At 59.6% G+C, this 12,278-nt stretch carries 8 protein-coding genes and 1 other annotated feature; of the genes, 2 read left to right on the top strand and 6 right to left on the bottom strand.

What is annotated here, in order from left to right; all coding sequences use genetic code 11:
* Positions 1-23: 23 nt before the first annotated feature.
* From EXY20_RS21305 to EXY20_RS21280, 6 genes are all read right to left on the bottom strand, one after another.
* The gene (locus EXY20_RS21305; RefSeq protein WP_167859426.1) at positions 24-2,666 is read right to left on the bottom strand and encodes a valine--tRNA ligase; all 2,643 of its coding nucleotides are present in this window, start codon (positions 2,664-2,666) and stop codon (positions 24-26) included.
* Between the two features lie 132 nt (positions 2,667-2,798).
* Positions 2,799-3,108 (bottom strand) — a binding site (T-box leader).
* Between the two features lie 387 nt (positions 3,109-3,495).
* Complete coding sequence (locus EXY20_RS21300) at positions 3,496-4,536, bottom strand: Ldh family oxidoreductase (RefSeq protein ID WP_135554133.1); 1,041 nt, start codon at positions 4,534-4,536, stop codon at positions 3,496-3,498.
* Positions 4,537-4,567: 31 nt separating this feature from the next.
* Positions 4,568-5,524 (bottom strand): NAD(P)-dependent oxidoreductase, encoded by a 957-nt coding sequence (locus EXY20_RS21295; RefSeq protein WP_235886137.1) that lies wholly within the window; start codon positions 5,522-5,524, stop codon positions 4,568-4,570.
* A gap of 49 nt (positions 5,525-5,573) precedes the next feature.
* Positions 5,574-6,407 carry a carbohydrate ABC transporter permease gene (locus tag EXY20_RS21290; RefSeq protein ID WP_135554131.1) on the bottom strand — a complete coding sequence of 278 codons (834 nt, stop codon included), beginning with the start codon at positions 6,405-6,407 and terminating at the stop codon, positions 5,574-5,576.
* 5 nt (positions 6,408-6,412) lie between these two features.
* Positions 6,413-7,288: a carbohydrate ABC transporter permease gene (locus EXY20_RS21285; protein ID WP_135554130.1), complete on the bottom strand. Its 876-nt coding sequence runs from the start codon at positions 7,286-7,288 to the stop codon at positions 6,413-6,415.
* Positions 7,275-8,669, bottom strand: coding sequence for an ABC transporter substrate-binding protein (locus tag EXY20_RS21280; protein WP_167859407.1), 1,395 nt, complete (start codon positions 8,667-8,669; stop codon positions 7,275-7,277). Before EXY20_RS21280 ends, EXY20_RS21285 begins: the two co-directional genes overlap by 14 nt.
* Before the next feature lie 179 nt (positions 8,670-8,848).
* Between EXY20_RS21280 and EXY20_RS21275 the strand changes: the two genes are divergently transcribed.
* Both EXY20_RS21275 and EXY20_RS21270 read left to right on the top strand, forming a co-directional pair.
* Positions 8,849-10,648, top strand: coding sequence for a cache domain-containing sensor histidine kinase (locus EXY20_RS21275; protein WP_167859406.1), 1,800 nt, complete (start codon positions 8,849-8,851; stop codon positions 10,646-10,648).
* A complete protein-coding gene (locus EXY20_RS21270; RefSeq protein WP_135554127.1) occupies positions 10,626-12,218 on the top strand; it encodes a response regulator in 1,593 nt (530 codons plus the stop codon). The genes EXY20_RS21275 and EXY20_RS21270 overlap by 23 nt, the downstream gene beginning before the upstream one ends.
* The last annotated feature ends 60 nt before the right edge of the window (positions 12,219-12,278 follow it).

The raw sequence follows: 12,278 nt of genomic DNA, 5'->3' as shown, positions 1-12,278 counted from the left end.
CCCTCGGAGTATTCAGACACGCCCTAGAGCGTTTCCTTCAATTCGGCCAGACGTGCCGATACCTTGCTCCGTTTGTCCGCGTAGTCGGCCAGCTTCGCCTTCTCTTCCTCGATGACGCGCGCCGGCGCCTTGGCCACGAAGCCTTCGTTGCCGAGCTTCTTTTCGATCCGTTCCACTTCGCCGTTCAGCGTCTGCACTTCCTTCTCCAGGCGGGCGATTTCCTGGGCGATGTCGATCAGGCCGGCAAGCGGCAGCATCAGCTCCGCCCCCGAAACGACGGCCGTCATCGCCTTGTCCGGCGCCGCCAGCTCAAGGTCGACTTCCAGCTTCGACGTGTTGCAGAAACGCTGCACATACGTTTCGTTCGCCCGCAGAATCGCCAGCGTCTCCTCGCTGCCCGGTTTGATCAGCAGCTCGATCTTTTTGCTCATCGGCACATTCACTTCGGCGCGGATGTTGCGCACGGCGCGAATCGTATCCATCAGCAGCTCCATCTCGCGCACCGCGTCCGGCGCTTCGTGCTCCGCCTGTGCCGTCGGCCACGGAGCCAGTACGATCGTGTCGCCTTCATGCGGCAGGTGCTGCCAAATTTCTTCGCTGATGAACGGCATGAACGGATGAATGAGCCGCTGCGTGCGGTCGAGCACGTAAGCGAGCACCGATTGCGTCGAACGTTTCGCTTCGGCATCCTGGCCGTACAGCGACAGCTTGCTGAATTCGATATACCAGTCGCACAGATCGTCCCAGATGAAATTGTACAGCAGCCGTCCGGTTTCGCCGAATTCGTAGCTGTCGATCAGCCGCGTGACGTCGCGAACCGTTTCATTCAGCCGGTGCAGAATCCAGCGGTCCGCCGTGCCCAACTTGCCGCTCAGATCGATGTCGGCGGCGGTCACGCCTTCGAGGTTCATCAGCGCAAACCGCGACGCATTCCAAATTTTGTTGGCGAAGTTGCGCGCCTGTTCGACCCGCTCCCAGCGGAAGCGCAAATCCTGGCCCGGCGTGCTGCTCGTCGAAATCATGAAGCGCATCGCGTCCGCGCCGTACTTCTCGATTACCTCGAGCGGGTCGACGCCGTTGCCGAGCGACTTGGACATTTTGCGCCCTTCGGCGTCGCGCACGAGGCCGTGGAGCAGCACGTCGCGGAACGGGATGCGGTCGGTAAATTCCAGGGCGGTAAAGATCATCCGCGCCACCCAGAAATAAATGATATCGTAACCCGTCACCAGCAGATCGGTCGGATAAAAGCGTTTGAAATCCTCGCTGGTTTCATCCGGCCAGCCGAGCGTCGAAAACGGCCAAAGCGCCGAGCTGAACCACGTGTCGAGCACGTCCTCGTCCTGCTTCAGCTCCGTGCTTTCACAGCGCGGGCACTGCACCGCATCCTCGCGGCTGACGTGGATCGCGCCGCAGCTTTGGCAATGCCACGCCGGGATGCGGTGTCCCCACCATAACTGGCGGGAAATGCACCAGTCGCGGACATTTTCGATCCATTGCAAATACGTTTTGTCGAAACGGTCGGGCACGAAGTTGACGCCGGCGCCGGATTTCTGCGAGGCGATCGCGCGTTCGGCCAAAGGCTTCATCGCCACGAACCACTGCGTCGACAAATACGGCTCGATCACCGCGCCGCTGCGCTCGCTGTGACCGACCTGGTGCACGTGCTCTTCGATTTTGACCAGTACGCCGAGCTCCTTCATGTCCGCGACGATTTGCTTGCGGCAGACGAAACGGTCCAACCCGTTGTACTTGCCGGCTTCGGCGTTCATCGTGCCGGATTCGTCCATCACGAGCACTTGCGGCAGATTGTGGCGCTGGCCCACTTCGAAGTCGTTCGGATCGTGCGCCGGTGTAATCTTCACCGCGCCGGAGCCGAACTCCTTGTCGACGTATTCGTCGGCGACGACCGGAATTTCGCGGCCGATGATCGGCAGCACGAGGTTTTTGCCGATCATGTGCTTGTAGCGGTCATCGTCCGGATGCACCGCAACCGCCGTGTCGCCCAGCATCGTTTCCGGGCGCGTCGTGGCGACGACGATCGAACCGGTGCCGTCGGCGAGCGGGTAGCTCAGGTGGTACAGGTTGCCCTGCACTTCCTTGTACTCCACTTCAATATCGGACAACGCCGTACGGGCCGCCGGATCCCAGTTGATGATTTTTTTGCCGCGGTAGATGAGCCCTTTCTCGTACAAACGGACGAACACTTCGCGCACGGCGCTCGACAGCCCTTCGTCGAGGGTGAACCTTTCACGCGAATAGTCGAGCGAAAAGCCCATCTTCGCCCACTGCTCGCGAATCGTGCCCGCGTAAAGCTCCTTCCACTCCCACACTTTCTCCAGAAATTTCTCGCGGCCGAGGTCGTAGCGCGTGACGCCTTGCTCGCGCAGCTTCTGCTCGACCTTCGTTTGCGTCGCGATGCCGGCATGGTCGCTGCCGGGCAGCCACAGCGCGTCGTAGCCTTGCATGCGCTTCGTGCGCACCATAATATCCTGCAGCGTAAAATCGAGCGCATGCCCGATATGCAGCATGCCCGTGACGTTCGGCGGCGGTATGACGATCGTGTACGGCTTCGCTTCGGGGCGTTCGCCCGCCTTGAAGAAGCCGCCTTGCAGCCAGTAGTCGTACCATTTGCGCTCCGCTTCCTTCGGATCGTACGTCGTCGGCATTGCGGATTGCGATTGCGCCTGGGCCGCCGTTTCGGTTTCGATTTCGGTTTCGTTTGCCTGCGTGCCGAGACTGTTGTTCTCTGCCATGACCAGTTCCTCCATTTCGCTAAAAAGCCAAAAAAGCCCTTCGCCGCAAAGGACGAAAGGCTGATCTTCCGTGGTACCACCTTCATTTCGCGCCGATTCCGTTAGACCCGGCCGGCACGACACTCGGATGCAGATAACGGCTGCGGCCGGCAGATTTGGCGGATGGGGGGCGGCCACCGGCGACGGCGCTGAAACGCGCGCTTAAGCCGTAGGCTTGTTCGGAACTCTTGTGCTCCTCCGCTTGGATGCTGCAACTCCCGGGCGACTTCGACAATTACGTCCTGCAGAGCCTTCCAGCGACCGGCTCCGCTCTCTGAAGGGTTCGTTGTCTACTACTCCCGATCTTCGTCGATTTTACTGTCTATCATACCCATATTATGCCCGATAGTCAACACGGGTATAAGCGGAGTTGGCATGGCGCTATCGACGCTGGCGCTGCCGCGAGCAAACGCGTTCAGTCCCCCGAATAGCCAATGAAAAATGGCTTATTTGCCCGTTTTCAGCTGCCGCAGCGAAAATAGCCAGTGAAAACATGGCCTATTTGGCCCCAACAGCCGTAAAATGGGGATTTTCGACGAAATAACCAGCGATTTCACTGGCTATTTCGTTGCAGCCGGCCATTTTAAGCGAAATAGCCAAGAAAATATGGCCTATTTTTCGAAATAAATATCCAACCGCCTTGCTACTCCCACTCATCTGCCACTTTAGCGCATATGCCCCGGATCCGCCCGCTCCTCCACGCTCACGCGAATAACGAGCAGCCGACGAAGCGGCCCGCCCGCTCGATTTCCGCCCACGTTTCGTCGTCGAGAAGGATGCCTTCGGCGAGCCGCTTCTCCCGCGTGCGAAACTCCAGATCGCCGGGCATGAGTACCTCCGTGAAGCCGGCGGCAGGCGGGCACGACACGACGTAGCGGTGCAGCTCATCCATCAGCGCCACGAACGCATCCGACCCGCAAAACGCTTCCGGGTTGATCGCGATCAGCGTAAACCCGTTGCCGTAGTTGTACTCCTCCGACAACTCCTCGCCGACAAGCACGCTCGACATGATTTCCGCGAGCAGCCCGAGGCCGAAGCCCTTGAAGCCGAGCTCGGAGCCGAACGGCAAAATCGTCCCGCGCGGCGGGCCGTAGAAGTCGTTCGGATCGGTCGTCGGCTCCCCGTTCGCTTTCTGGATGCTGCCGGGCGGCAGCTGCTTGCCGAGCTTCTGCATCACGCGGATTTTGCCTTCCGGCACCATCGACGTCGCGATGTCGTAGACGACGGGATGACCGCTCGTCGGGAATGCGTACGCGATCGGGTTCGTGTTCAGCCGGCCCTCGCGTCCGCCCCACGGCGTGACGATGTGCCCGCGTTTGCCGCCGTTGGCGTAAGCCAGGCCGATCATCCGGCGGTCGGCGAGTTTTTGCACCCAGGCGCCGAGCCGCCCGACATGGTTGGACCGTTTGGCGGTCACAACCGCCATCATCTGCGTCTGCGCTTTCTCCAGCGCGATGTCGACCATCTTCCGCGAGCTGACGGCGCCAAAATTGCGCCCGCTGTCGACGATCGCCGTTGTCGCCGTTTCCTTGAGCACCGTCACCGGCGCGCCGGGAATCGTCCAGCCGCTCTTCACCGAATCCACGTACTCGGTGATCCGCTGAACGCCGTGCGAGTCGAGCCCCAGCAAATTGGCCTCGATCAATTCGCCGATTACAAGCTCCGCCTCGCGCAAAGGCGCGCCGCAGGAGACGAATATTTGCGCGCCGACATGGCGCAGCTCTTCGATTGATTTGACCGGCATGCGCTCCAGACCCCCTTCTTCCGAACGAATCTTAATTCACTAGCGTACGCGGCGTCTTTCCTTCGAATACGTCGACGATCGCTTGCACCGCGAGCATACAATCATCATGGACGCATTCGTAGGTGGAAGCGCCGATATGCGGAGTCGCCACAACCCGTTCCAGCGCCAGCAACGGATTGGCCGGATCGACCGGCTCCCGGTCGTACACGTCGATAGCGGCGGCGGCGACTTTACCCGAGCCGATCGCTTCCGCCAGCGCCGCCGTATCGATCAAATTCGCCCGCGCCGTGTTGAGCAAATAAACGCCGTCTTTCATCCGCGCAAACTGCCCGGCGCCGAGCAGCGGCTGTCCGTCCGCCAGTCCCGGCATATGCAGGCTGAGGATATCGGACTGCTCCACGATTTCGTCGAAAGCGGCGAACCGAACGCCATATTGCAACGCAGCCGCAACGTTCGGCATCGTATCGCAAGCGTATACATCGGCGTCGAACGCTTGCAGCTTGCGGGCAAACGCCTGCGCCACAAGACCGAAGCCGAGCAGACCGACGCGTTTGCCCCGGATCTCGCGGCCCATGTTCGCCATCGCGCCGGCCCACTCGCCGCGTTTGGTCGCCGAATTCAGCTCGGCGATCCGGCGCAGCAAGCCGATCAAATGGCCGATCGCCAGCTCCGCGACAGCACTCGCGTTGGCGCCGCGCGTGTTGACGACCGCCACCCCATGCTGACGGGCAAGCCCCAGCGGGATATGATCCGTGCCCGAGCCGAGCGAGGCGATAACGCGCAGCTTCTTCGCTTCGGCGAACAACGATTCGTCGAGTTTGCCGCCGCCAAGCACAAGCGCGTCAAGCTCGGGGAGCAGCTCGCGGAACGGCGTTATGCCGCAGTAGCTGTTTCCGGTAGGATTGAATATCACGTCAAACCCGCGCTCCCGCAACAAACCGAGCGCATCCGGCACACTTTCAAAAACGCCGGCCATCAAAATCAACACCTTGCGCAACCCCGTTCCCCCATTTCCACAACAGTCGCTCATCGCGCCTCTACGCCTTCACGCCGCCGGCCGTCAAGCCCGTCGTCACGTAGCGGGACGCCAGGACGAACAGCAGCAGCACGGGAATCGTCGAAAACACGGCGCCCGCCGACAAAGCCGCCCACGGGTAAATATCGGTGACGATCAGATCGGCCAAGCCGACCGTCATCGTCTTGTGGTCGCGGGACGTAATGATGACCAGCGAATACAGAAATTCGCTCCAGCACATCGTGAATGAAAAGATGAACGTCGACACGATGCCGGGCGAAGCTAGCGGAAACACGATCCGGTACATCGCCCCGATCCGGGTGCAGCCGTCGACGATGGCGGACTGTTCGATGTCTTTGGAAATCGACTGCAAATACGCGGTCAAAATCCAGGTAGCATACGGAATCACGAACGTCGGGTAAACGACGATCAGCCCGAGCAGCGAATCGGACAGCCCCAGCTTCGTCACCACCATGTACATCGGGATGAACATGATGCTGCTCGGCAGCAAATAGCAGTACAGGATGAACCGCGAGCCGAACCGGCGTCCGGCAAAATTCATCCTCGCGATCGCGTAGGCTGCATGAAAGCTGATCAGCACCGACACGACGGACACCGTCATCGACACGTAGAAGCTGTTGCGCAGCTGCTTGGGAAAGTCGGAATGCAGCAGCTTCTCGTAGCCGGCGGCGAAGTCGAACTTCTCCGGCCACAGCGTCGGGTTGATGCGGTATATTTCCGCATTTTGCTTGAACGACGTATTGATCATCCAATAGATCGGTATCAGGGCGGCCGCAAGGAACACGGCCAGGATCAAGTAATGGAGCGTCTTGTGCAGCACAAGGGCACGTTTCATGTGCATCATCTCGCTTCGCCTTGATCTAGCGTCATTCGGGCGACCCCGTTGACCAGCACGATCATGACCGGCAGGAAAATGACCGCCGCCGTAATCGCCTTGGCCAAGTCGGATTGGCCGAACAACAAGTTGTAGCTGTACAGCGAGACGACGGTCGTAGCGTCGACCGGCCCGCCGTTCGTCAGCAAGTACACGACGTCGAACGCGTTAAACGTCCAAATCGTGCTCAAGAGCGCTGTCAGCAGGATGACGTTTTTCAGCAGCGGCATCGTAATGTACAGAAACTGGCGGAACCGGCCCGCGCCGTCGATTTCCGCCGCCTCGTACAGCTCCCGCGATATCGTCTGCAACCCGGCGAGGAGCGAGATGCCGATGAACGGCATCCCTTTCCAGACGTTGACCATCACGATCGAGCCCATCGCCCACGTGCGGTCGTTCAGAAACAGCACAGGCTGCGCGATCAGCCCCAAGCCTTTCAGCACGTAATTGATCAAGCCTCCGATATCCGAAAACAGCCACTTCCAGGTCAAAATCGCCACGATTGACGGCAGCGCCCACGGCAGCAGCAGCAGCGCGCGGGAGAAGTTGCGGCCGACGAACGCCTGGTTGAGCACGAGCGCCATGACCAGCCCGATCGCCAGCTTCAGCAGCACGGACAGAACAGTAAATTCCAGCGTGTTGAAAACCGATCGGTAAAATGCCTTGTCCTTCAGCAGCACCGCGTAATTGTGAAGCCCGATCCAGTGCGCTCCCCCGCCCAGCGTCTTATCCGTAAAGGAGAGCGACACCGCCCAGACGAGCGGCACGATCATGATAGCCAGCAAATACAGGAACGCCGGGAAAGCGAGCAAATAAGCCGTTCTCGCCTCACTTTTGAGCATAAACCTGTTCGTAAGCGGCCTGCAGCTGCTTGACCGCCTGGGCCGGATCCATTTTGTCGATCAAAATTTTGCCCCACATTTCCGTAATGAGGAACTTGGCGAACACGTTCGACGCAGCGGCGGTAGAAGGTCCCGGGTAGCCTTGGTACGCATAGCTGTTGATCGTGTCGAGCGCCGCCTTGTTGACTTCGATTTTCCAAATGTCGCTTTGCGCGTCGCTCTGGAAGACGGGTGCATATACCGGCGCTACTTTTTCATGGAACACTTTGTAAAATTCTTTGTCCGCAAACATGTCGTATAAAAACTTTTTCGCCAAATCCGGCTCTTTCGTCGAGCTGAACGCGCCATAGTAGTACGTGCCGCCCATGCTCTTCACCGTGCCGCTCGGACCGGCCGGCATGGCGGCGACACCGGTGTTGTCCTTGACGACCGGATCGGCGGTCGACAGCGACGTCCACACTGTCGGCGGATTCGTAATCATCGCCACCTGGCCGGACAAATACGCCTTGTTGTTGCCGGAGTCGTCCCACGAGGTGGATGCCGGCGGAATCGATTTGTCGACGAGGTACATGTCGGTCACCATTTGCACCGCTTTCAGCGTGTTCGGGTTGTCGATCGTCGGCGTTTTGCCGTCCGGCGTCGTGAACAGGCTGTCGAACGACCAGAACATGTTGCGCGCTTCCTGTTCGCCGTCGTTCGTTTTGCCGAGCACGATGCCGGAGCCGTAAATGCCTTTGGCCGGATCGTTCAGCTTCTTGGCATCGGCGCGGTATTCCTCCCACGTTTTCGGCGGCCCCGCGATGCCGGCCTTGGCGAACAGATCTTTGCGGTAGAACAACACGTAGGAGCTGTTGGCGTAAGGGAAGCCGTAAATTTTATTGTCCTTTTTGACGTAATCGATGCCTGCCTTGAAGAAAGGACCGTTCGCCTGCTCCGCCTTGGCGATCGTATCGCTGATGTCGAGGAGCTGGCTTTTGTCGATGAAATTGCCGATATTCGTGTAATCGATGTAGCCGACGTCGGGCATCGTTTTCGCTTCCAGCGCCGCCGCATATTTGGCGTTGAACTGCGCGCCGGCCATAATTTGCAGGTTCAGGTCGACGTTGTTGTATTTCGCCCATTCGCGCATTCGCGTATGCAGAATGGCGTCCGCTTCCGGGCTGAACGACGTGCCCGCCCAGACGGTGAGCTTCTTCTTCTCGCCCGGCTTGGCCGCCGGCGCGGCCGACGCGGCGGCTGACGCTTGCAAGGACGGCGACGACGAAACGGCTGGCGAAGGCGATGCTGACGAAGCGGATTTGCCGCCGTCCGAACTGCAGGCGGACAGTACGGACACAAGCGCAAGCGGTGCGGCGACGAGCATGGCTAGCTTCTTTTTCATGCGACTTAGACCCTCCCATAATGTGGTTTTGCGTCGATTCGCCCTAATCATAGCGCGCGGTCCGGGCACCGGCAATGCACTCGCTTAAGGTTTGGTGGACTGGATTAAGATGTTCCGGCCAAACGGTTGAAAGCGGCAAGCTTCCTTGCTACAGTGAAGAAAAGGAAAGGGGTGCGAGCATGTTTCGGTTTCGCCGGCTGCAGACGCGTATGCTCCTTTATTTCCTGTGCCTCGTGCTGATCCCGCTGATCGGGCTCGGTACGTACGCCTACGACATGACGACCCGCTCGCTGGAGAAACAAACCGAACGTCACCAGGCGCAAACGATCCGGTTGATCGCCGACAATTTGAAGTCGATCCTGGGCGACGCCGACGGCATCACCTCTTACATTGTCAGCAACGAAAGCGTGCAGGATCTGCTCTCCCAGAAAGTGCCGGACGTATATTTCTACGGGCCGATCTTCGATTACGTCAACAAGCTGAAAGAGACGAAAACCTACATATCGTTCGTGCTTATCTACGGCGAGAACGGACTGATCTACCGCGATTTTGCCGAAAACTATAGGGAAATCAAGCTGTATCCGGATATCAAAACGACAGCGCTGTATAGCCAGATTGCGGCACGCAGCGGCGATGCGGTGCTCAGCATGACGAGCGCGCCCGTCTTCCGCGCCGAACAGCAGGACAGCGAGCCGATGGTCGCGCGCAGCATCATGGGCACGTTCAACAGCCAGCTCAATCTCGGCTCGATCTTCATGGGCATCCGCAAAGAAACGCTGCAAAGCTTGATCAACGACATCTACATCGCCGAAAAAACGAACCTCGTGCTGCTCGGCGAAGGCGGCAGCCTGATGGCGAGCCGCGCCGACGATCCGGCGTTCAGCCGCACGCTCGAGCGCGACGTCGAGCTGCGCGGGCAGCTGGCCGCAAGCGGAGCGACAAGCATGCGCACGATCGACGGGCGGCGCTACCTCGTCGCCGGTTCGCGGATCGAGCCGTACGGCTGGACGGCCGTCAGCCTGACGCCGCTGACGAGCATTCGCCAGCAATACGGCGAGCTGCTGCAGACGACGATCGTCCTGTCGACGCTGCTTCTGCTCGTAGTCGGCCTCATTTCCTTCTTCCTGTCGCGCAGCGTCACCCAGCCGATCCAGAAGCTGCTGCGCTCGATGAACAATTTCAAGCGCGGCGACTTCAACCAGAAGGTGGAAATCGCTTCCTACGACGAAATCGGCTTGCTCGGCCAAAAGTACAACCACATGGTAGCCGAGTTGAACCAATTGATTCAGAAAGTGTACATCGCCCAAACGAACCAGAAAATTATCGAGCTGCGCACCCTGCAGGCGCAGATCGAGCCGCATTTTTTGTACAATACGCTCGACTTCATCTTCCTCAATTCCAAGATGAACGGCGATCATACGACGGCGCAGGTCGTTCAGTCGCTCAGCCGGCTCTTTCGCATTTCGCTCAACCGGGGCAAAGACTATTACACCGTGCGCGAAGAGCTGGAGCAGATCAAAGCTTATATATTGATTCAACATGCCCGTTTCCCGAACCGCTTCACGCCCGAATATTCGATCGATCCGGAAACCGCCCCTTTTTTGACGATGAAGCTGATCCTGCAGCCGATCGTCGAGAACAGCATTATTCACGCCTTCGAGGCGCTGGCGGAGCAGCCGTACGTGCTGGAGCTGGAAGTGCGCAAAGAGGGCGACGATATCGCGTTCGCCGTGCACGACAACGGGTCCGGCATGACGGAGGAGCAGACGCGGCAGCTGCTGCATCCCGCCCCTCACGATGACAAGCGCGGCTACGGCATCCACAATGTGAGTGAACGGCTGCAAATGCTGTTCGGTCCCCGCTACGCCTTGCGCATCGACAGCAAGCCGGGCGGCGGCACAACCGTGCGCTTCCGCATTCCGCAAATTACGGGCGAAAAGGAGTGGGCACAGCTCTATGAAAGTGATGGTTATCGATGACGAACCGATCGTCGCCAAAGGGCTTCGTTCGCTGATCGGCTGGGAACGCCTCGGCTGCTCGTGGCTGGAGCCGGCGGATAATGCGATTACGGCGCTGGAACGGATCGAGCGGGAGCGCCCCGATCTGTTGATCGTCGATTGCAAAATGCCGGGCATGGGCGGCATCGAGCTGCTGCAGCGGGTGCGGGCGCGCCATCAGCAGGTAAAGTCGATCTTCCTCAGCGGCTTCGACGAATTCGGCCTGGCGCAGCAGGCGATCCGGCTCGGCGCCTCGGAATATATGCTAAAGCCGCCTGACATCGACGAGCTGGAAGAGACGATAAGCCGGCTGCGCGGCGAATGGGAAGAAGAGCGCAGCATCAAACGGCAGATGGAGGACCATCTGCCGCTTGATCGCGAGCGATTCTTGCGAAGCTTGTTGGACGGGGCGACGCTGGAGGAGGCCGCGTTCGCGGAGAAGGTCGGCGAGCTCGGCTTGCCGCTGGCGGCGGGAGACTTCCTGGCGATTGTCGTCGGCATCGAGCCGAACCAAGACGAACCAGCAGCGTCGTCGTACGAGAATCGGCTGGCCATGAATGCCGCGCTGCAAGCGGTTGCCGCCGAAGCGCTTGGCAGCTATCCCCTGCATGCGATGACTTGGGACGACCGGCAGCGGCTCGCCGTCGTCGTGACGGGAGCCGGCGCGCTCTCGCCCGAGCTGCGCGCCGATTTGCGCCGGCTGTGCGACATGGCGGGCCGCACGGGGAAAGGGCTGGTCAACGTCGGCGTCTCGCAGCTGCACCGCGGTCTTCACGCGAGCGGCAAAGCCGCCTACAAGCAGGCTTCGGCCGCCCTCGAATACAAGTACTATACGGGACCGGGCGAAGTCGTTTTTCTCGGCGATATCGACTGGGAACGAACGTCCGCCGGCAAGCCGGAGAAAGACGCCCCGCTGCGGTTTGACGAGCTGCGGAACGCGCTGAAGGTCGGCATCCCGGGCGAGCTCGACCGTTGGCTCGATACGTTCGGCCGATATGTCAAGTCGCCGGAATTTCCGATCATGCATACGAAGGCCATCGGCTTGCAGACGATCATGTTCGCCTGCCAGGTGCTCGGCGACATGCATCCGAAATTCCGGCTCGGCGACTGGCTGACGCCGGCCCGCATTAACGCCATCGTATCCAGCGAATCGCTGCTGGCGATGGTCGATTGCGTCCGCAATATGCTGACGGCGATCATGCGCCACTCCATCGAGCTGCGCAAATCGGGCAAACACTCCAGCGTCGAAAAGGCGAAGCTGTATATCGACTGCCATTATGCCGCCAACATTACGCTCGAGAAGCTGGCCAAAGAAACGTGCCTGTCGCCGGAATACCTCAGCTTCCTGTTCAAGCAGGTCGAGTCGGTCACCATCTCCGATTACGTCACGCACGCGCGAATAGAGCAGGCGAAGCGGCTGCTCAAGTCGACGCCGCTCACCATCTACGAAATTGCGGAAAAAGTCGGCTACGCGGACGAAAAGTACTTCAGCCGCATTTTCAAAAAGAAGTCGGGCTTTACGCCTTCGGAATACAAGCATTTGGTAGAATAAACAGGACAATCTCGTGGCATAAAGTCCCATGGCGGCGTCATACCATGTACAAGTACGTGT

Origin of the sequence: Paenibacillus cymbidii (genome assembly GCF_004764705.1) — a bacterium.
Classification (GTDB): Bacteria; Bacillota; Bacilli; order Paenibacillales; family NBRC-103111; genus Paenibacillus_AN; species Paenibacillus_AN cymbidii.
The sequence above is the reverse complement of the archived record's forward strand: the minus strand, read 5'-3'. Positions and strand labels throughout refer to the sequence as shown.